The organism is Catellatospora chokoriensis (assembly GCF_011297315.1).
Taxonomy (GTDB): Bacteria; Actinomycetota; Actinomycetes; order Mycobacteriales; family Micromonosporaceae; genus Catellatospora; species Catellatospora citrea.
Map to the genome: position 1 here is coordinate 40,732 of NZ_JAAOTI010000009.1, position 19,858 is coordinate 60,589.

At 70.1% G+C, this 19,858-nt stretch carries 16 protein-coding genes; 10 read left to right on the forward strand and 6 right to left on the reverse strand.

Annotation, left to right across the window (positions count from 1 at the left end; all coding sequences use genetic code 11):
- Positions 1-3 precede the first annotated feature (3 nt).
- Positions 4-1,131, forward strand: a complete 1,128-nt coding sequence (hypD, locus tag HAV39_RS15030; protein WP_191839843.1) for a hydrogenase formation protein HypD — start codon at positions 4-6, stop codon at positions 1,129-1,131.
- Positions 1,128-2,261: a hydrogenase expression/formation protein HypE gene (hypE, locus tag HAV39_RS15035; RefSeq protein WP_275413995.1), complete on the forward strand. Its 1,134-nt coding sequence runs from the start codon at positions 1,128-1,130 to the stop codon at positions 2,259-2,261. The genes hypD and hypE overlap by 4 nt, the downstream gene beginning before the upstream one ends.
- Before the next feature lie 135 nt (positions 2,262-2,396).
- Here hypE and HAV39_RS15040 read toward each other — a convergent pair whose 3' ends face one another.
- Together HAV39_RS15040 and HAV39_RS15045 are read right to left on the reverse strand one after the other, a co-directional pair.
- Positions 2,397-3,062: a vitamin K epoxide reductase family protein gene (locus HAV39_RS15040; RefSeq protein WP_191839844.1), complete on the reverse strand. Its 666-nt coding sequence runs from the start codon at positions 3,060-3,062 to the stop codon at positions 2,397-2,399.
- Between the two features lie 2 nt (positions 3,063-3,064).
- The gene (locus HAV39_RS15045; RefSeq protein WP_239121074.1) at positions 3,065-3,799 is read right to left on the reverse strand and encodes a DsbA family protein; all 735 of its coding nucleotides are present in this window, start codon (positions 3,797-3,799) and stop codon (positions 3,065-3,067) included.
- Positions 3,800-4,143: 344 nt separating this feature from the next.
- Here HAV39_RS15045 and HAV39_RS15050 point away from each other — a divergent pair, with 344 nt between their 5' ends.
- From HAV39_RS15050 to HAV39_RS15080, 7 genes are all read left to right on the forward strand, one after another.
- Positions 4,144-5,172, forward strand: coding sequence for a LacI family DNA-binding transcriptional regulator (locus HAV39_RS15050; RefSeq protein WP_191839845.1), 1,029 nt, complete (start codon positions 4,144-4,146; stop codon positions 5,170-5,172).
- Positions 5,173-5,618: 446 nt separating this feature from the next.
- Positions 5,619-7,511, forward strand: a complete 1,893-nt coding sequence (locus HAV39_RS15055; protein WP_239121073.1) for an RICIN domain-containing protein — start codon at positions 5,619-5,621, stop codon at positions 7,509-7,511.
- Positions 7,508-9,721, forward strand: coding sequence for an RICIN domain-containing protein (locus HAV39_RS15060; protein WP_191839847.1), 2,214 nt, complete (start codon positions 7,508-7,510; stop codon positions 9,719-9,721). The genes HAV39_RS15055 and HAV39_RS15060 overlap by 4 nt, the downstream gene beginning before the upstream one ends.
- Before the next feature lie 111 nt (positions 9,722-9,832).
- Entirely contained in the window at positions 9,833-11,125 is a 1,293-nt protein-coding gene (locus HAV39_RS15065; protein WP_191839848.1) for an ABC transporter substrate-binding protein, read from the forward strand.
- A gap of 84 nt (positions 11,126-11,209) precedes the next feature.
- Positions 11,210-12,109 carry a carbohydrate ABC transporter permease gene (locus HAV39_RS15070; protein WP_191839849.1) on the forward strand — a complete coding sequence of 300 codons (900 nt, stop codon included), beginning with the start codon at positions 11,210-11,212 and terminating at the stop codon, positions 12,107-12,109.
- A 95-nt stretch (positions 12,110-12,204) separates the two neighbouring features.
- Positions 12,205-13,026 carry a carbohydrate ABC transporter permease gene (locus tag HAV39_RS15075; RefSeq protein WP_191840036.1) on the forward strand — a complete coding sequence of 274 codons (822 nt, stop codon included), beginning with the start codon at positions 12,205-12,207 and terminating at the stop codon, positions 13,024-13,026.
- A 32-nt stretch (positions 13,027-13,058) separates the two neighbouring features.
- Positions 13,059-14,420 carry a GH1 family beta-glucosidase gene (locus HAV39_RS15080; RefSeq protein WP_191840035.1) on the forward strand — a complete coding sequence of 454 codons (1,362 nt, stop codon included), beginning with the start codon at positions 13,059-13,061 and terminating at the stop codon, positions 14,418-14,420.
- A 66-nt stretch (positions 14,421-14,486) separates the two neighbouring features.
- Here HAV39_RS15080 and HAV39_RS15085 read toward each other — a convergent pair whose 3' ends face one another.
- Both HAV39_RS15085 and HAV39_RS15090 read right to left on the reverse strand, forming a co-directional pair.
- Positions 14,487-16,214, reverse strand: coding sequence for an MFS transporter (locus tag HAV39_RS15085; RefSeq protein ID WP_191839850.1), 1,728 nt, complete (start codon positions 16,212-16,214; stop codon positions 14,487-14,489).
- A gap of 75 nt (positions 16,215-16,289) precedes the next feature.
- On the reverse strand, positions 16,290-16,712 hold the full coding sequence (locus tag HAV39_RS15090) for a MarR family transcriptional regulator (protein WP_203736699.1): 423 nt from the start codon (positions 16,710-16,712) through the stop codon (positions 16,290-16,292).
- 189 nt (positions 16,713-16,901) lie between these two features.
- On the opposite strand from HAV39_RS15090, the gene HAV39_RS15095 reads away from it, so the two are divergent.
- Positions 16,902-17,621, forward strand: a complete 720-nt coding sequence (locus tag HAV39_RS15095; protein WP_191839852.1) for a hypothetical protein — start codon at positions 16,902-16,904, stop codon at positions 17,619-17,621.
- On the opposite strand, the gene HAV39_RS15100 is transcribed toward HAV39_RS15095, so the two are convergent.
- Positions 17,612-18,169: a hypothetical protein gene (locus tag HAV39_RS15100; RefSeq protein ID WP_191839853.1), complete on the reverse strand. Its 558-nt coding sequence runs from the start codon at positions 18,167-18,169 to the stop codon at positions 17,612-17,614. The two genes, HAV39_RS15095 and HAV39_RS15100, sit on opposite strands and share 10 nt — an antisense overlap.
- Before the next feature lie 86 nt (positions 18,170-18,255).
- Positions 18,256-19,737 carry a hypothetical protein gene (locus HAV39_RS42670; protein ID WP_239120993.1) on the reverse strand — a complete coding sequence of 494 codons (1,482 nt, stop codon included), beginning with the start codon at positions 19,735-19,737 and terminating at the stop codon, positions 18,256-18,258.
- Positions 19,738-19,858: the final 121 nt, after the last annotated feature.

The following is a 19,858-nucleotide window of genomic DNA, read 5'->3' on the forward strand; positions in this document are numbered from 1 at the left end:
ACGATGCGTTTTGTGGACGAGTTCCGCGACGCCGAACAGGCCCGAGCACTGGCGGCCCGGATCGCCGCCCGGTGCGAACCGGGCCGGGTGTACAAGTTCATGGAGGTGTGCGGTGGACACACGCACACCATCTACCAGCACGGTCTGGAGGACTACCTGCCCGAGCAGGTGGAGCTGGTGCACGGGCCGGGCTGCCCGGTCTGCGTCATCCCGATGGGCCGCGTCGACGACGCGATCGCCATCGCCAAGCGCCCCGAGGTCATCCTGACCTCGTTCGGCGACATGATGCGGGTCCCCGGCGGCGACGGCTCGTTCCTGGACGCCAAGGCGGCCGGGGCCGACATCCGGATGGTGTACTCGCCGCTGGACGCGCTGAAGATCGCCCGGCAGCACCCGGACCGCCAGGTCGTCTTCATGGCCATCGGCTTCGAGACCACCGCGCCGTCGACCGCCGTCACCGTGCTGCGGGCCAAGGCGGAAGGGCTGTCCAACTTCTCCGTCTTCTGCAACCACGTCACCATCCTGCCGGCGATCAAGGCCATCCTGGACTCGCCCGACCAGCGCCTCGACGGCTTCCTCGGCCCCGGGCACGTGTCCACGGTGATCGGCTGCGAGCCCTACCGGTTCATCGCGGAGCAGTACGCCAAGCCGCTGGTGGTGGCCGGGTTCGAGCCGCTGGACATCCTGCACTCGATCGACATGCTGCTCGCCCAGCTCGCCGAGGGCCGCTGCGAGATCGAGAACCAGTACAGCCGGGTCGTGCCCTGGGACGGCAACCCGACCGCGCTGAAGGTGCTCGGCGACGTGCTCGAACTGCGCCCGTTCTTCGAGTGGCGCGGCCTGGGCTTCATCTCGCACAGCGCGCTGCGGCTGACCGAGGCGTACGCCGACTTCGACGCCGAGCGCCGCTTCGACGTGCCCGGCGTCCGCGTCGCCGACCCGCAGTCCTGCCAGTGCGGCGAGGTGCTCAAGGGCGTGCTCAAGCCGTGGGAGTGCAAGGTGTTCGGCACCGCCTGCACACCGGAGACCCCGATCGGCACCTGCATGGTGTCGCCCGAGGGCGCCTGCGCGGCGTACTACAACTTCGGCCGGTTCCGCCGCCAGCGGCTGCTCCAGGTGACGGCCCGGTGAGCGGCGACGTCACCCTCGGCGGCCCGGTCACCGGCGCCGGCGCGGCGGCTGCCGCGGGCGTCAGCGAGCAGGCCGTCATGGACCGGGTCGCGCGTGCCCGCCGGGCCCGCGCCCGGGTCCGCGAGGAACGCCTCACCATGGCCCACGGCGCGGGCGGCAAGGCCACGCAGAGCCTGGTCGAGGCCGTGTTCCTGGAGGCGTTCCACAACCCGCAGCTGGCCGCGCTCGACGACGCGGCGGCGCTGACTGTCGCGGGCGCCCGGCTGGCCTTCACCACCGACTCGTACGTGGTCTCGCCGCTGTTCTTCCCCGGCGGCGACATCGGCGAGCTGGCAGTGAACGGCACCGTCAACGACCTGGCGGTCTCCGGCGCGCGCCCGCTGTTCCTGTCGGCCGGGTTCATCCTGGAGGAAGGCTTCCCGGTCGCCGACCTCACCCGCATCGCCACCTCGATGGCCGCCGCCGCGCGCGCCGCCGACGTGCGCATCGTCGCCGGGGACACCAAGGTCGTGCAGCGCGGCCAGGCCGACGGCTGCTACATCACCACCGCCGGGGTCGGCCTGCGCGAGCGCGACCACGAGCTCGGCGTCGGCCGGGCCCGGCCCGGTGACCTGGTGCTGGTGTCCGGACCGGTCGGCGACCACGGGATGACCGTCCTGATCGCCCGTGGCGACCTGGACCTGGAGGTCGACCTGCGCTCGGACACCGCGCCGCTGCACGGGGCGACCGCCGCGCTGCTCGACGCGTGCGGGGCGGGCGTGCGGGCGATGCGCGACGCGACCCGGGGCGGGGTCGCCACGGTCCTCAACGAGATCGCCCGCGCGGCGCAGGTGAGCATCGTCGTCGACGAGGCGGCGGTGCCGGTGCGTCCCGGCGTACGCGGGGCGGCGGAGCTGCTCGGCATCGACCCGCTCTACGTCGCCTGCGAGGGGCGGTTCGTGGCGGTGGTCGCCCCGGAGTCGGCCGACGCCGCGCTCGCCGCGCTGCGCAGACACCCGCTGGGCGAGCAGGCGGCGATCATCGGCTGGGTCGACGACGACCCCGCCCACCTGGTCCTCCTGCGCACCCGCTTCGGCGGCACCCGCATCATGGACCTCCTGGTCGGCGACCCGCTCCCGCGCATCTGCTGACACCCGGCCTGGACGGAAAGATCGCCGTTTCGTGCCGGAACCCTGGGCCCGATCCCAGGTGCCGGCACGAAACGGCGATCTCCTTTCCGAAGCCGGCCGCCGCGACGGGGAGGAGGGTCGCGGCGGCCGGGAGGTTCAGGCGAGCATGATCTGCCACTGGCTCCAGAACGCCTGGGCGATCAGCACCACCGTGACCAGCAGCCACAGCGCCGGGCCGACCGCGTGCACGTCCACGGCCAGGTCCACCGCGCCGCGCAGGCGAGCGGGCACGCGCAGGTGCCCGTGGTGCAGGTTGTACAGCGTCGTGTACCAGAACAGCAGCACCACCGCGACCCACACGACCATGCAGTACGGGCACAGCGCGCCGATCCGGTACAGCGACTGGAACATCAGCCAGTGCACGAACACCACCGCGAACGTCGCCCCGACCTGCAGCCCGAGCCACACCCAGCGCGGCAGCCGCACCCCGGCCAGCACCAGCACGCCCAGCGTCACCACGACCGGGAACGTGCCCAGCCCCAGCAGCGGGTTCGGGAAGCCGAACGCCGACGCCTGCTCGGTCACCATCACCGAGCCGCACGACAGCACCGGGTTGATGCTGCACGAGGGCGTGTACGACGGATCGGTCAGCAGGTGGATCTTCTCCACGGCCAGCGTGAACGCCGCCGCCGTGCCGAGCACGCCGGTGACGGTCAGGATCCAGCCGATGGCGCGGTCGACGGTGGTCCGTCGCGGGGTGAGGTGCTCGTCGACACCGGTCTGCTCGGCGTGGGTCCCGCCGCGCTGCTCGATCGTGGTCATGCTCACCCCGCCAGCGCCGCGTCGACCGCGGCCTTCAGGTTGTCGTAGGTGGGTGTCTGCTCGAACAGCTTGCCGTTGACGAAGAACGTCGGCGTGCCCCGCGCCCCGGCGGCCGCGCCGTCGGCCCGGTCGGCCTCGATGCGGTCGAGCACCGGTTTCGATGCGACGTCCGCGCGGTACTTCGTCATGTCCAGCCCCAGCTCCTGCGCGTAGCCGTCGAACGTCTTGGCGTGGTCGGCCTGCTGCCCGCCCCAGCTCTGCTGGGTGCTGAACAGCTTGTTGTACATCGCCTCGAACTTGCCCTGCTCGGCGGCGGCCTCCGCGGCGGCGGCCGCGTTCATCGCGTTGGGGTGCATGTCGAGCGGGAACTCGCGCACCACGTACGTGATCTTGCCGGCGTAGTCCTTGCGCAGCTGCTCGACAGCCGGGTAGGCCCGGCCGCAGGACGGGCACTCGAAGTCGAGAAACTCGACGACGGTCACCTTGCCGTCGGCCGCGGTCGAGATCCGGTGCGAGTCGGCCCGCACCAGGTTCGCGGCGGCGGCGTCCGGCTCGGCCGCGCCCTTCATCGCGAAGAACACGGCCCCGCCGACGATCAGCGCGACCGCCGCCAGCACGCCGATGGTGAACTTGAGGTTGGTGCTCATACCGCCGGTGGCCGGCGCCTTGAGATTCTTGCGTCCCTTGCCGCCGGTCTTGGCCGGCCGCCGCGAGGCAGGGCGGGTCGTCGCGGGCATCGCGTCACCTTTCCACAGGAATGATGTGGGGGATTCGTAGATCACCGCTGGTGGGGCGGCCCAGCTGTCTGGGGACTCTATCCATGACGCCTGGGCGATTCCTGGGAGAACACCGCGAATCACCTGTGTCGTGTCGCGCCCGGCACCAAGGTCGTCCGACTTGCCAGGCACCCGTGCGTGTCTTGCGAACGCATACGCCCGATCGCCTGGCAAGTCGGATGATCAAGGCCGCGCCGCGGCGCGACGGGCGGCGTGGGGCTGGCGCGCGGGCAGGCTGCGCCGCCATGATGGCCGCGTGTTCAGTCACGGGTCATCACGCTGGGTGTCGGGTATCGTGTGCGCCCATGCCTAGGACGGTCGGCGTACGCGCCACGGTGCGTGACATCGCCGCGGAGACGGGCCTGTCCATCGCGACGGTGTCCCGGGTGCTCAACGGCGCGGCCAACGTCGCGCCGCACACGCGTGACCTGGTGCTGCAGGCCGTGCACCGGCGCGGCGACAAGGCCCCGCTGCGCCGCGGCGAGCTGCCCCCGGCGTCCGGCGCGGTCTACGTGCGCTGCCCGTACGTGCTCACCGACTACTTCGGGCTGATCGTCAGCTCGATCGCGGAGACCATCGAGCTGCACGGCCGGCAGATGGTGCTCAACGCGGGTGAGGCGGCGCAGTCGGCGGCGGTGCTGCCGACACTGGCCGACCGGCCGGACGTGGCCGGGGCGATCCTGATCCTGCCGCCCGAGGCGCCGGACGACCTGGTGCGGCTGCGTGACCAGCAGTTCCCGTTCGTGGTGATCGACCCCCGGACGCTCGCCCCGAAGGACATCGTGACGGTGTCCGCGGCGCACTTCGCCGGGGCGCGGCGGCTGATGTCGCACCTGGTGGAGCTGGGCCACCGCCGGGTCGGCATCATCGGCGGCCCGCCGGAGTGGCTGGCCAACGACGCCCGCATGGCCGGGTATGTCGCGCCGCTGGCCGACGCCGGGGTGCTGCCCACGCCGGAGCTGGTGCGCCACGTCAACGAGCCGAACACCGACAACGGCTACCGGGCGGCGGGGGAGCTGCTGGACCTGCCGGACCGGCCGACGGCGCTGGTGGCGTTCAACGACAAGATGGCCGTCGGTGCGCTGGCCGCGGCACACGAGCGCGGGCTGCGGGTGCCGCAGGACCTGTCGGTCGCGGGCTTCGACGACATCGACGTGAGCCGGGCGACGACGCCGATGCTGACGACGGTGCGCCAGCCGCTGCAGGAGATGGGCCGGATGGCGGTGACCATGCTGATGCGCCTGCTGGACCGGCACACCCTGGAGGCCGTGCACGTCTCGCTCGGCACCGAGCTGGTCATCCGCGACTCCACCGCCCCCGCGCCGACCCGCTGAGGCGCGGGGCCCACCCCGGCCCGTCTCCGGCTTGCCCGGTGCCGCATCGTGCCAGACGCCGGCGAGGACGCATGAGCCGTCGAACGTTATAGGAAGTTGTCCTTCCTTTTCTTCGCAGGCAGCGGCAGTTCCATTTTGTTTCATTGGAAATGGGCCCAATCTTGCTGTCTTTCTCGGACATACCTGGGTCTTGACAGGCCGGAAAGCCTTATGTTTCAGTGCTGTCAACAGGACGTCAATCATTCTGTTACACCAGTTACATCGACGGCCCTGTGTGCCAGGAACAGCCCGGACCGGGTCGGCGGCAGCCCCACCGCCGCCCGGTCCTCCACAGCCCCCACGCGACCCGTCATGACGCGCCACCTCTCACGCGGCGCGCCCCGGCGAATCCCGCGTCCCCGTCCTGCCATGGCCCCGTCATGGTTTTGTCGAAAGGAGGGTCCCGCGTGTTCCGTCCCCGGTCAGGCTGGACCACCACCATCGCGGTCACCGCCACTGCGGCGACCGCATTCCTGGTGACCGGCTCGGTGATCGCCCCCTCGGCCTACGCGGCCGGGGAGAGCGTCAGCGTCTGGCTCACCACCACGTCCGACTCCGGTGGCCGCACGGTCACCCGCGGCCTGCAGCAGCAGGGCAACATCGCCTTCGGCCCCGCCGGCGGCAGCGCCAACCACACCATCACCGTCAACGAGGGCACCACCTACCAGCAGTTCGAGGGCGGCGGCGCGTCCATCACCGACACCACCGCCTACCTGCTGCGCGGCGGCCCGATCAGCGCGGCCACCCGTGACCAGGTGATGAGCAAGCTGTTCTCGCCGACCGACGGCATCGGCCTGTCGTTCGTGCGCAACCCGATCGGCGCGTCCGACCTGTCCCGGCCGGGCCACGTCTCGCTCGACGACACCTGCTGCAACCTCAACGACTTCGGCAGCAACGGCTACGACACCAACGTCCGGCTGCTCACCCAGCAGGCGAAGAACCTGAATCCGGCCCTGCGGGTCAAGGGCGTGCCGTGGAGCGCGCCGGGCTGGATGAAGGACAACGGCCGGATGGACCAGATGGGCTGGCTCAAGGCCGAGTACTACCCGATGTACGCGCAGTACCTGGTCAAGTACATCCAGAGCTACCAGGCCATCGGCGTGCCGGTGAACTACATCTCGGTGCAGAACGAGCCCAACTGCTGCCAGTCGGGCAACCCGACCGCGATGAACTACCCGGGCATGAGCTGGAACACCTCCGGGCTGATCGAGTTCACCAAGAACCACGTCTACCCGGCGTTCCGCGCCGCGGGCATCACCACCAAGGTGCTCATCCACGACTGGAACTACGGCGACTACGCCAGCATGAGCGCCGGCACGCTGGCCGACACGGGCATCCGCAACGACCCGCTGTTCGGCGGCATCGCCTGGCACGGCTACTTCGGCGACCCGTCGGTCGGCACCCAGGTGCACAACCAGTACCCGGCGGTGAAGCAGTTCAGCACCGAGCACTCCGGCGGCACCTGGATCGGCAACCAGCACAACGAGGACATGGCCGACATCGTCAACTACACCCGCAACTGGAGCGGCAGCCTGGTCAAGTGGAGCCTGGCGCTCAACCAGTTCATGGGCCCGCACAACGGCGGCTGCGACGTCTGCACCGGCCTGATCACGGTGCAGGAGGGCGGCTCGCGGGCAGGGCAGGTCGACTACACCATCGAGTACTACACCACCGGCCACCTGACCAAGTTCGTCAAGCCGGGGGCGTACCGGATCGACTCGACGGCCAACGGCACGGTCCAGAACGTCGCGTGGAAGAACCCGGACGGGTCCAAGGCCCTGATCGCGCACAACGGCGGGACCTCGGCGCAGTCGGTGCGGGTCAACTGGGGCAACCAGTCCTTCGTGTACACCCTGCCGGCGCGTACCACCGCGACCTTCACCTGGTCGGGCACCCCCGGCAGCACCCCCGGCGGCGGCACCAGCCCGATCACGGGGCTGGCCGGCAAGTGCATCGACGTGGCCGGGGCGGCGACCGCCAACGGCACCGCCATCCAGCTCTACACCTGCAACGGCACCGGGGCGCAGTCCTGGACCCGCGACTCCGCCGGCCGGCTCAGCTCGCTGGGCAAGTGCCTGGACATCGCCGGACCCAGCGCGGCCAACGGCACGCTGACCCACCTGTGGGACTGCCACACCGGCACCTCCCAGAAGTGGACCTACAACAGCAGCACCCAGCAGTTCGTGAACCAGTTCTCCGGCACCTGCCTGGACGTGAAGGACAACAGCTCCGCCGACGGCGCGCGGCTGCAGATCTGGTCCTGCACCACCGGCGCGAACCAGAAGTGGACGTTCTCATGAGGCGGCGCCTGCTCGTCACGACGCTGACCGCGTCCCTGCTCGCCGGCATCGGCGCGGTGGCCGTGGTCGTGCTCGGCACCACCACGGCGCAGGCCGCGGTGGTGTCCGGGACCACGTACACGGTGGTCAACAAGGCCAACGGCAAGTGTGTCGACGCGCGGGCCGCGGCCAGCGCGAACGGCACCGCGGTGCAGCAGTACGCCTGCAACGGCACCGCCGCGCAGCAGTGGCGCTTCGACGCGACCAGCGGCGGCTACTTCCGGGTCGGCACCGCGCCGGCCGTCAACCAGGTCTGGGACGTCTCCAACGTCTCGACCGCCGACAACGCCGCGATCCACCTGTGGCTCTACGGCGGCGGCAACAACCAGCAGTGGCAGGCGGTGGAGGAGGCCGACGGGGCATACCACTTCGTCAGCCGGCACAGCGGCAAGTGCCTGGACGTGCCCGCGGCCTCGACCGCCGACAGCGTGCAGCTGGTGCAGTACACCTGTAACGGAACGGGAGCGCAGTCATTCTTCCTCAACCCGGTCGGGGGCCCGCAGCCCTCGCCCAGCACCGTGCCGCCTAACCCCGGCAACCCCGACCTCGGCCCGAACGTGCGCATCTTCGACCCGTCGATGTCGGCCTCGACCATCCAGTCGCAGGTCAACAGCGTGTTCTCGGGCCAGGAGACGAACCAGTTCGGCACCCAGCGGTACGCGCTGATGTTCAAGCCGGGCAGCTACAACGTCAACGTCAACGTCGGCTTCTACACCCAGGTCCTGGGTCTGGGCTTCTCGCCGGACGCGGTGAACATCAACGGGTCGGTGCACGTGGAGGCCGACTGGTTCCCGCCGAACAACGCCACCCAGAACTTCTGGCGCGGGGCGGAGAACCTGTCGGTGACCCCGAACGGCGGCACCGACCGCTGGGCCGTGTCGCAGGCCGCGCCGTACCGCCGCATGCACGTGCGCGGCAACCTGCTGCTCGACGACGGCGGCTGGGCCAGCGGCGGCTGGTTCTCCGACGTCAAGGTCGACGGCCAGGTCAACTCGGGCAGCCAGCAGCAGTGGATCTCGCGCAACTCGCAGTTCGGCAGCTGGGCCGGGTCCAACTGGAACATGGTCTTCGTCGGCACGCAGGGCGCACCGGGCAACACGTTCCCGAGCCCGCCCTACACCAACGTCGGCGCGACGCCGGTCGTCCGGGAGAAGCCTTTCCTGTACGTCGACAGCGCGGGCGCGTACCAGGTGTTCGTGCCCGGCCTGCGCAGCAACAGCACCGGCACCACCTGGGCGACCGGCACCCCCGCCGGCACGTCCCTGCCGATCAGCCAGTTCCACATCGTGAAGGCCGGCGCGACCGCGGCCTCCATCAACGCGGCCCTGGCCGCCGGGCAGAACCTGCTCTTCACGCCCGGCGTCTACCACGTCAACGACACCATCCGGATCACCCGGCCCGACACCGTCGTGCTGGGCCTGGGTCTGGCCACCATCATCCCGGACAACGGGGTCATGGCGATGTCGGTCGCCGACGTGGACGGCGTCAAGCTCGCCGGCATCCTCATCGACGCGGGCAGCACCAACTCGGCGACGCTCATGCAGGTCGGCCCCGCCGGCTCCAGCGCGAGCCACGCCGCCAACCCGACCTCGCTGCACGACGTGTTCTTCCGCATCGGCGGCGCGGGCGTGGGCAAGGCGACGACGAGCCTGGTCATCAACAGCCACAACGTGATCGGCGACCACACCTGGATCTGGCGCGCCGACCACGGCTCCGGCGTCGGCTGGAACACCAACACGGCCGACACGGGCCTGGTCGTCAACGGCAACAACATCACGTTCTACGGCCTGTTCGTCGAGCACTACCAGAAGTACCAGGTGATCTGGAACGGCAACGGCGGCCGGACCTACTTCTTCCAGAACGAGCTGCCCTACGACCCGCCGAACCAGGCGGGCTGGATGAACGGGTCCACCCGCGGCTACGCGGCGTACAAGGTGGCCAACACGGTCACCAGCCACGAAGCCTGGGGCCTGGGCAGCTACTGCTTCTTCAACGTCAACCCGGCCGTGGTGGCCGAGCGGGCGTTCGAGGTGCCCACCTCAGGCACGAGTTTCCACAACATGGTGACCGTCTCGCTCGGCGGCACGGGAACCATCAACCGAGTGATCAACAACACCGGCGGGACGGCCAACTCGGGCAACAACGTCGTCAACCTCGTCAGCGGCCCGTAAGGCCGACGGCGGCAACCGAACACCCCGGCCGTCCGGCGCGAGCGCTGCCCGGACGGCCGGGCTGACAGGCAAATCAGCACCACCCACATATCCGAGCTCTGGAGGAAGTCCATGAGTGCAGCAACACCCGGCGTCCGTCGCCGTCTTCTCGCGATCGCGGGCCCGCTGCTCGCGACCGCGCTCGTGCTCGGCACCGCGGCCTGCGGTGGCGATGACGACCCGGCGCAGCCCGGTGGCAAGGTCAAACTGACGATCGCGACGTTCGGTGAGTTCGGGTACAAGGACCTGTACAAGGAGTACATGGCCGCGAACCCGAATGTGGAGATCGTGGAGCGGATCACCAAGGCCGAGGACCACCACAAGAACCTCGCCGCCCACCTGGCCACCAACACGGGTGCCGCGGACATCGAGGCGATCGAGGAGGGCTGGGCGGGTCAGTTCACGGCCAACCCCGGCAAGTTCTACAACTGGAACGACTACGGCGCGGCCGAGATCAAGTCGCAGTGGCCGGCGTGGAAGTGGCAGCAGGGCTCCTCGGCCAAGGGCGAGGTCGTCGGTCTGGGCACGGATGTCGGTGGTATGGCGATGTGCTACCGCCGCGACCTGTTCGAGAAGGCGGGTCTGCCGACCGATCGTGAGGCCGTGAGCAAGTTGTGGCCGACGTGGGAGGACTACATCGCCACGGGTGTGAAGTTCAAGAACGCCAACATCAAGGGTTCGGCGTGGATGGACGGCCCGACCATCATGTACCGCTCCGTGCTCGGCCAGCAGCCGGTGGGCATCTACGACGGTGACAAGGTGGTGGTGGAGACCAACGCCGGTGTGAAGAAGGCGTGGGACCTCTCCGTCGACGCGATCAACAAGGGCCTGTCCGGGAAGATCGCCGCGTGGTCGGCGGACTGGAACGCCGGTATGGCCAAGGGTTCGTTCGTCACCCTGGCGTGCCCGTCGTGGATGATGGCCTACATCCAGAGCCAGGCCAAGGACTCCTCGGGCAAGTGGGACATCGCCGCGGTTCCTGGTGGTGGCGGTAACTGGGGTGGTTCGTTCCTGACGCTGCCCAAGCAGGGCAAGAACGTGCAGGAGGCTGCGAAGCTGGCGAAGTGGCTGGTGGCTCCGGAGCAGCAGGCGAAGGTGTTCCGGGCGCTGGGCAACTTCCCGTCGACGGTGTCGCTGTACGAGGACGCGGTGATCAAGGACTTCAAGAACCCGTTCTTCAACAACGCGCCCGTCGGCCAGATCTTCTCCACCTCGGTCAAGACGATGGTGCCGCAGTACATGGGCCCGAAGTCCGGTGACATCAACACGGCGATCATCAACGGTCTGACCCGTGTCGAGCAGGGCAAGCAGAAGTCCGACGAGGCCTGGACCCAGGCCGTCAAGGACGTCAACGCGCTGCTGTGACCCCGCACCGGGTCCGGCCGCGGCGCGTTGACCGTCGCGGCCGGACCCGGTCCCACCCCCGCTCGAAGGGACCGCTGGCCGGACATGAAAGCCCTGCTCTACCGCCTGGACGTGAAGGGTTCCCCCTACCTCTACATCGTCCCGTTCTTCCTGCTCTTCGCCGCGTTCGGGATCTTCCCGCTGGCGTACACCGCGTGGGTCTCCCTGCACGAGTGGAGCCTGCTGTCGGAGACCCACACCTTCCTGGGGTTGCAGAACTACCAGGAGTTGTTCGCGGACGAGTATTTCTGGAACGCGTTGCGTAACACTGCCCAGATCTGGGTGCTGTCGACCGTTCCGCAGCTGTTGATGGCCCTGGTGTTGGCGCATGTGCTGAATCAGCGGTTGCGGGCGCCGACGTTCTGGCGGATGACGGCGGTGCTGCCCAACATCACGTCGGTGGCCGCGGTGGCGATCATCTTCGGGCAGATCTTCGGCAAGGACTACGGCCTGGTCAACTGGCTCCTCGAAACGCTGGGCCTGGGGCGGATCGACTGGCAGGCCGGGACCGCGTCGTCGCAGATCGCGATCTCCGTGATGATTCTGTGGCGGTGGACGGGCTACAACGCCCTGATCTATCTCGCCGCGATGCAGGCGGTGAACAAGGACCTGTACGACGCCGCGTCCCTGGATGGGGCGTCGAGTTTCCAGCAGCTGACCCGGATCACGGTCCCGGCGATCCGCCCGACGATCATCTTCACGGTCATCGTGTCGACGATCGGCGGCATGCAGGTGCTGGCCGAGCCGCTGCTGTTCGGCGGCGGTTCGATGACCGGCGGCAGTGACCGGCAGTTCCAGACGCTTTCCCTCTACTTGTACGAGGTGGCGTTCTCCCGGTTCGACTTCGGTTACGCCTCGACCGCGGCGTGGGCGATGTTCGGCATCATCGTGATCGTCGCGGCGATCAACTACTTCCTGACCAGCCGCCTGCGGAGGTCCTCATGACCGCGACGACACCCCTCACCACCACCACTCCAGCCCGCAAAGCCGCCGCCGTGGCGGTCGAGCCGCAGGTGCAGCGGCGTCGCCGCAAGTCGTTCATGGCCGACCGGCGTCCCGGCAAGCTCGCCTACCTCGCGCTGGCGGGTCTCGCGTTGTTCTCCGGGTTCCCGCTGTACTGGTCACTGGTCGTCGCGTCGCACGACAACAGCATCCTGGGCCAGGTCCCGCCGCCGCTCGGCATCGGCCCGAACCTGTTCGCCAACCTCGAACGCGCCTTCGGAACCGTCGACTTCGCCAAGGCGCTGACCAACTCGTTCCTCGTCTCGATCTCGATCACGATCAGCGTGGTGCTGTTCTCGACGCTGGCCGGGTTCTCGTTCGCGAAGCTGACCTTCCGGGGCCGCAACGCCATGCTGGTCATGCTCATCGCGACGATGATGGTCCCGACGCAGCTGGGCATCATCCCGCTGTACCTGCTCATGGCCAAGATCGAGTGGACCGGCACCATGTACGCCGTCGTCGCGCCCGGCCTGGTCACCGCGTTCGGCGTGTTCTTCATGACCCAGTTCCTGCGCGAGGCCGTGCCCAGCGAACTGATCGAAGCTGCCCGGGTGGACGGCTGCCACACCTTCCGGATCTTCTGGCACGTGGTGCTGCCCGCTTCGAAACCGGCCGCGGCCGTGCTGGGCATGCTGACCTTCATGTCGGCGTGGAACGACTTCTTCTGGCCGCTGGTCGTGCTGACCCCGGAGGACCCGACGGTGCAGACCGCGCTGTCCACCCTGGCCAGCGGCTACATCCAGGACTACTCGCTGTCGCTGACCGGCACCGCGATCGCGACCGTGCCGCTGCTGGTCGTGTTCGCCCTGCTCGGCAAGTACATCATCGGAGGAATCATGCAGGGAGCGGTGAAGTCGTGACCGCCGTGGCACCCGATCAGCGGCTGGACGAGCTGTCCGGGCTCAGGTTCCCCGAGGGCTTCCGCTGGGGCGCGGCCACCGCGTCGTACCAGATCGAAGGGGCCGCCACCGAGGACGGCCGGACGCCTTCGATCTGGGACACCTACGCCCGCACCCCGGGCCGGGTCTTCCAGGGGCACTCCGGGGACGTGGCCTGCGACCACTACCACCGCTACCGCGACGATGTCGCGCTGATGAAGCAGCTCGGCCTGGGCACCTACCGGTTCTCCGTGGCCTGGCCGCGCATCAAGCCCGACGGCTCCGGCCCGGCGAACACCCGCGGCCTCGACTTCTACGACCGCCTGGTCGACGAACTGCTCGACAAGGGCATCGACCCGATGGTGACCCTCTACCACTGGGACCTGCCGCAGGTCCTGGAGGACCGGGGCGGCTGGACCAACCGCGACACCGCCTACTACCTCGCCGACCTGGCCGCCGCGACCATCGGGCGGCTCGGCGACCGGGTGCGCACCTGGACCACGCTCAACGAGCCGTGGTGCTCGGCGTTCCTCGGCTACGGCAGCGGGGATCACGCCCCGGGCCGCCAGGACCCGGCCGCCGCACTGTCGGCGGTGCACCACCTGCTGCTCGGGCACGGCCTGGCGGTGCAGGCGCTGCGGGCGGGCGGGGCCCGCGAGGTGTCGCTGACGCTGAACCTGGCCTGCGTACGCCCGGTCGATCCGAACGATGCGCACGACCTCGCGGCGGTGCGGCACATCGACGGCCTGCACAACCGGATCTTCCTGGACTCGACCCTGCGCGGCGGCTACCCGCAGGACATGCGGGCGCTGTTCGCCCGGTTCGGGGTCGACCGGCAGATCCTGGCCGGCGACGAAGCGGTGATCGCGTCGCCGATCGACCTGCTCGGGGTGAACTTCTACCAGCCGTCGCGGGTGCGGGCCGGGGTCGGCGTCGACTGCGGCCCGGCCAACCCCGGCAGCGAGGGCTGCGCGTACGTGCAGCAGGACCTGCCGGTCACCGCGATGGGCTGGCCGGTGGACGCGACCGCGCTCTACGAGTTGCTGATGCGGCTGGCCACGGACTACCCCGGCACCCCACTGATGATCACCGAGAACGGCGCGGCGTACGACGACGTGCTCGACGGGGGCCGGGTGGCCGACCACGACCGCATCGCCTACCTCGACGGTCACCTGCGGGCCGTGCACGCGGCCCTGTCCGAGGGTGCGGACATGCGTGGATATCTTGCATGGTCGCTGTTGGACAATTACGAGTGGGCATACGGCTACGGCAAACGGTTCGGCATCGTGCATGTCGACTACGACACCCAGCGGCGCACTCCGAAGGACAGTGCGCGCTGGTTTGCCGGCGTCATCGGGCGCAACGGGCTCGGTTGATGTCGGTGGGGGCCGGGCGCGCCGCACGTGGAAAGGCGGCGCGCCCGGGACATCCCACTCCGTGACTCACGCCGGGGAGCCGAGCGGGGCTCCCCGGCGTGTCACGTTGGGGATCTCCTCGGCGTCGGGCTCGCCGGGGGTGCGCCGCCGGCGCGGACCGGCCAGCGAGGCGGCGGCGCCGAGCAGGCCCATCACGATGGCCAGCCAGAACACGATGACCAGGCCGTCGTGGAACGGGCCGGAGATCAGGTCGGGGAAGAACTGGCGGTCGGTCAGCGCGGCGGCGTTCGCCGCGGGCAGCGCGCCGAGCACCTGCGGGCCGAGCAGCTCCTGGATCGGGTTGTAGCCCAGGAACGCGGCGAACAGGGTGCCGACCGGCGGCAGCTGCGACACGGCGTGCGCCGCCCCGGCGGGCACCCCCTGCGCGGTGAGCCCGGCGTCCAGCGCGGTCGGCAGCGAGCGGGCCAGCCCCGCCACCATCAGCGAGAAGAAGACGCCGATGGACAGCACCATGCCCGCGTTCTGGAACGTGGCGCGCATGCCGGACGCGACGCCGCGCAGGTGCGCGGGCACGCTCGACATGATCAGTGAGGTGTTCGGCGCGGAGAACAGGCCGCCGCCGAACCCGTTGAGGAACACCAGCGCGGCGAACACGCCGTAGTGGAAGTCGGTCGGCACCAGCAGCAGCGCGGCGAACGAGGCCGACATCAGCACCAGCCCGCCCGCCGCGAACCACCGCGCCCCGAAACGGTCCGACAGCGCGCCGGACAGCGGCCCGGCGGCCAGGAAGCCGACGGTCAGCGGCAGCAGGTAGATGCCCGCCCACAGCGGCGTCGCCTCGTAGTCGTAGCCGTGCAGCGGCAGCCAGATGCCCTGCAGCCAGATGATCAGCATGAACTGCAGGCCGCCGCGGGCGATCGAGCCGAGCAGGCTGGCGACGTTGCCACCGGTGAACGCCGCGACGCGGAACAGGTGCAGCGGGAACATCGGCTCGGCGACCCGGGTCTCGATGAGGCCGAACAGGGCCAGCAGGGCGACGCCGCCGGTCAGCCCGCCGATGATCCACGGGTTGGTCCAGCCCATGGGGTGGCCGCCGTAGGGCTGGATGCCGTAGGTGATCGCGGCCAGTAGCAGGGTCAGACCCGCGGCGAAGGTGACGTTGCCCCACCAGTCGATCCGGCCGGGGCGGCGCTCGCCGTTGTCGCGCAGCGACCGGTACGCCCAGACGGTGCCGGCCGCGGCGATGGGCACGTTGACCCAGAAGATCGAGCGCCAGCTCCACTCGGCCAGCAGGCCGCCCAGGACCAGGCCGATGAACGAGCCGGCGATGGCGGCCACCACGTTGATGCCCAGCGCCGTGCCGCGCTGGCGGGCCGGGAACGCGTCGGTGATGATCGCGGCCGAGTTGGCCATCAGCATCGCGCCGCCGACGGCCTGCACCACCCGCCAGCCGATCAGCCACAGCGCGCCCGCGCCGCCGGTGAACGGGTCCAGGGCGAGGATCACCGAGGTCACCGCGAAGATGGCGAAGCCGAGGTTGTAGATGCGTACCCGGCCGTATATGTCGCCCAGGCGGCCGAGGGTGACCACCAGGACCGCGGTGACCAGCATGTAGCCCATCAGCATCCAGAGCAGGTAGCCGACGTTGCCGGGCTGCAGCGGGTTGAGGCCCACGCCGTTGAAGATCGCCGGGAGCGAGATCAGCACGATCGACGAGTTGATCGTCGCGATCAGCATGCCGAGCGTCGTGTTGGACAGGGCGACCCACTTGTAGCGGGCGTCATGGCTGGTCATGAGGTGTGCCTTCGGCTGTCGGAACGGGGTGCCGCAGGACCGGCCGAGGGCCGGCCGAGCAGGCGGCGGGTCGGCTCAGGCGGTCGCCGCGTGGTCGGCCAGCCGGCCGAGGGCGGGCAGGGCCGCCTCGATGGCGGCGCGGTCGGCGGGGTCGAGCTGGGCCAGCAGTGCGGCGACGCGTTCGGCGCGTACGTCGCGGCGATGGCGCAGCAGGTCGCGCCCGGCCTGGGTGATCTCGACGAGGACCACCCGGCGGTCGGCCGGGTCGGCGGTCCGGGCAGCCAGCGCGTCGCGTTCCAGCCGGGTGACGATCTGGGTCATCGCGGGCTGGGTGACGCCCTCGCGCACCGCGAGCTCGGTGAGCCGCTGCGGCCCCTCGCGCTCCAGGGTGGCCAGGGTCGCCGCGGCGCTGAGGCTGATGCCTGGCGGGCTGAGCCGCCGCAGCACCGCGAACAGCCGCTGCACGGTCAGCGCCAGGTCTTGCTGGGCGGTGTCCACGGAAAGAGGAGCCGGTGTCGTCGCCACAACCACGAACAATATCACATGCTTATAGAAGCTACTTATGTAATCTGCCGGCGGCTTCCGGCATGTTGATCACGGCAGGGATGACTAGGCTCGACGGCAGGTCGCGGCCACGACGTCGGCACCATCGGGAAGGCTGCGCCAACTCGCACGGTGGGGGCCGCGATGAACGAACTTCTGGCCGAGGTCATCGACGCGTACGGCGGTATGGACCGCTGGAAGTCCTACGAGAAGGTCGAGGCGACGATCGTCTCCGGCGGGGGCTTCTTCGCGCTGAAGGGGCTGTTGCAGGACGCGGACCCGCGCCGCATGACGGTGTGGCTGCATGAGGAGCGCTCGTCGGTGCTGCCCTACGGCGCGCCCGACCAGCTGACCATGTTCACGCCCGACCGGATCTCGATCGAGAAGCTCGACGGCACGGTCGTCGCGGAGCGGTACGCCCCGCACGACTCCTTCGCCGGGCACCAGATGAACACGCCCTGGGACGGGTTGCAGCGGGCCTACTTCAACGGTGAGGCACTGTGGACATACCTGGTGACGCCGTTCCTGCTCGCGTGGGACGGGGTGCGCGTCGAGGAGACCGAGCCCTGGCGGGAGGGTGCGCGGACGTGGCGGGTGCTGCGGGCGTACTTCCCCGGCTCGATCGAGACACACAGCGCGGTGCAGGACTTCTTCTTCGACGACAGCCGGATGCTGTGCCGCCACGACTACCACGTCAACATCGCGGGTGGCTTCGGCGCGTCCCAGCTGACCTCGGAGCACGTGACCGTGGACGGCATCAGCCTGCCGACGAGGCGTCGTGCCTACACCCGCGGCCCCGACCGCCGCCCGATCATGGACATGCTCATGGTGTCCATCGACTTCACCGACATCAGCTACACCTGACGCCCGTCCCGTGTCCGGGCGCGGTGGCGGGTCGGACGGCGCGACCACAGGACGCCGGCGGCGAGCGCGGCCGCGGCCAGCGCTGCCACCAGCACGAGCGGTGGCCCCTCGGTGCGGGGGGCGGCGGCCACGGCCGAGGAGGTGGCGGGTGGAGCGCAGGGGAGCGTCTGGGGCACCGCGTCGGCGGCGACGCGCACCCTGGCGGAGCAGTACCCGACCCCCGGCGTGGCGACGTCCACGGTGACCGTCCAGTCGCCGGCGGCCAGCGCGCCGGGCAGTGGCAGGGTCGCCGGGTCGTGGGGGAGCGGGCGCAGCGCGGTGACCGGCACGGTCGTGCCCGTGTCGCCGATCGCCGACAGCATCGCCAGTCCGGGCTCCGTGACGGGATGGCCGTCGTCCCAGGCCAGCGTGAGCCAGACCGTGCCCCGCCCGTCGTGGTGCAGCGTCGGCAGCACACCCCGGTGCGCGCCCGCCGGGGCCGCAGCCCCGAACACGAGCCCGGCCGCGACCACCAGCACCGCGCCCCCGCGCGGCCAGCTCACTTTCATACGCACCCTCCCTGCTCAGAACCATTGAGTGGTAAGGAAGGGCACCCTCCGCACCAATATGGTTGGGAAGGTGCCCTTCCTTCGGCTCAGCTGGTGACCTTGACTTCGAGGAGGCCGACGGAGCCTGCGCCGCTGTTGAGGACGACGCGCAGGCGGGTGGTGCTGACCGTGGTGAAGGTGACGCGGTTGTACTGGTTGGCCGCCACGGGGTAGCCGCTCGCGCCGGGCACGGCCACGTACGCGCTGCCGTTCCAGTACTGCAGGCTCCACGAGGCGGGCAGGCGCACGCCGCCGTTGTCGTCGAAGAAGTAGACGTCGGCGACGCGGACCGACTGCGCCGCCGACCAGGTCAGCTGGGCCCACTGCTGGCCGGTGTCGGGCCAGGTGCCCCAGCGGCGGTTGACGGTGTCGTTCGAGGACGGCGGGTCGATGCCGTCGTTGATCGCGAGCACGCTCTCCCAGGAGGAGGTGTACGACGCGCTCGCCGTCGCCGACAGGGCCAGGTTGGTGACCGGTGGCGGGTTGGTGGCGCCGCCCTTGATCAGGAACAGGTTGTCGGCGACGTTGTAGTAGGTCGCCAGGTAGCTGCCCGCGGGCGGGTTCGTGTGGTAGTAGTCGTCGTGGTTGCAGTCCAGCCGCTGGTCCAGAGCCTGGCTCGGGCAGGAGTAGCGCAGCACCACGTTGGGGCCGTCCTTGTAGCACATGACGTCGTACTCGTCGACGCAGTGCGCGGCGCCGGAGGCGTTGGGGGCGTTGTTGTTCACCGCGCCGAGCGTGTGCCCGAGCTCGTGCGCGGCCACCCCGGCGGTCCAGCAGCCGTTGTCCGCGCGGGCGTACTCCGGCCCGGTGTTGGACCGGTTGGCGTCGGACTTGCGGGTGTCCCCGGCGAAGCCGCCGATGCCGCAGTAGATGTTGGCGTCGACGAACTGCAGGTACTTGCGGTCGGTGCGGGCGTAGCCGGCCGCCTTGACCGCGTTGAGCAGCGGCGCCCAGTCGTTGGCGTTGAGCGCCGCGTCCGGGATCTGCACGTCGCGCACGACCGGGCGGCAGGCGCCGCCGACGGTCTCGGTGACGTAGCGGACGTGCCGCTCGCCGCCGGTGGCCTTGGCGCTCTCGTTGAAGATGACGTCGACCTGCTCGGCGAGCTGCCGGAACGTCTCCAGGTACTGGCTGTAGCGGCTGGTGCTGCCGCGTACGTACAGCACCTCGACGCGGCGGCCGGAGGTGCCGTCGCCCTCGCACACCGGCAGCGCGAGCGGTGCCGCCGCGGTGGCGGCCCGTGCGGGCAGGGGCGCGACGGAACGGGTGACCGACAGCCCGGCCGGGGCCGGGTCGGGGCCGTGCGTGCACATCGTCGAGCTGACGCCGACGACGCGGAACATGCCGGCGCACGCGCCGGTGCGCTCGGCGGACAGTCCGGAATAGACCAGGCCGGGACCGGCCTGGACGGCCGGGGCGGCGCCGTCCTGGGCGCCGGCCGGCACGGCCGAGGCGGGGGCGCCGGTGCTGAGGGCCAGCAGGGTCACCACGATGACCGGCCATCGGCGGCGGGGGAGTGAGAGGGGCATGTGCCGTCCTTTCGGCAGCGCGTCCGGGCGGCGCGCGTGCGGCGGGGGAACGGGAGCGGGCACGGTGAAACCGTCACCGTGCGTGTTGTGCGCGGCAGGCGGTGAGCTGCCACCGAATGAT

What these genes read in the sequence shown, in the direction of transcription:
- hypD (WP_191839843.1), top strand. Translation starts at nt 4, where the DNA reads ATGCGTTTTGTGGACGAGTTCCGCGACGCCGAACAGGCCCGAGCACTG.
- HAV39_RS15040 (WP_191839844.1), bottom strand. Translation starts at nt 3,062, where the DNA reads ATGACCACGATCGAGCAGCGCGGCGGGACCCACGCCGAGCAGACCGGT.
- HAV39_RS15045 (WP_239121074.1), bottom strand. Translation starts at nt 3,799, where the DNA reads ATGCCCGCGACGACCCGCCCTGCCTCGCGGCGGCCGGCCAAGACCGGC.
- HAV39_RS15050 (WP_191839845.1), top strand. Translation starts at nt 4,144, where the DNA reads ATGCCTAGGACGGTCGGCGTACGCGCCACGGTGCGTGACATCGCCGCG.
- HAV39_RS15060 (WP_191839847.1), top strand. Translation starts at nt 7,508, where the DNA reads ATGAGGCGGCGCCTGCTCGTCACGACGCTGACCGCGTCCCTGCTCGCC.
- HAV39_RS15065 (WP_191839848.1), top strand. Translation starts at nt 9,833, where the DNA reads ATGAGTGCAGCAACACCCGGCGTCCGTCGCCGTCTTCTCGCGATCGCG.
- HAV39_RS15070 (WP_191839849.1), top strand. Translation starts at nt 11,210, where the DNA reads ATGAAAGCCCTGCTCTACCGCCTGGACGTGAAGGGTTCCCCCTACCTC.
- HAV39_RS15075 (WP_191840036.1), top strand. Translation starts at nt 12,205, where the DNA reads ATGGCCGACCGGCGTCCCGGCAAGCTCGCCTACCTCGCGCTGGCGGGT.
- HAV39_RS15085 (WP_191839850.1), bottom strand. Translation starts at nt 16,214, where the DNA reads ATGACCAGCCATGACGCCCGCTACAAGTGGGTCGCCCTGTCCAACACG.
- HAV39_RS15095 (WP_191839852.1), top strand. Translation starts at nt 16,902, where the DNA reads ATGAACGAACTTCTGGCCGAGGTCATCGACGCGTACGGCGGTATGGAC.
- HAV39_RS15100 (WP_191839853.1), bottom strand. Translation starts at nt 18,169, where the DNA reads ATGAAAGTGAGCTGGCCGCGCGGGGGCGCGGTGCTGGTGGTCGCGGCC.
- HAV39_RS42670 (WP_239120993.1), bottom strand. Translation starts at nt 19,737, where the DNA reads ATGCCCCTCTCACTCCCCCGCCGCCGATGGCCGGTCATCGTGGTGACC.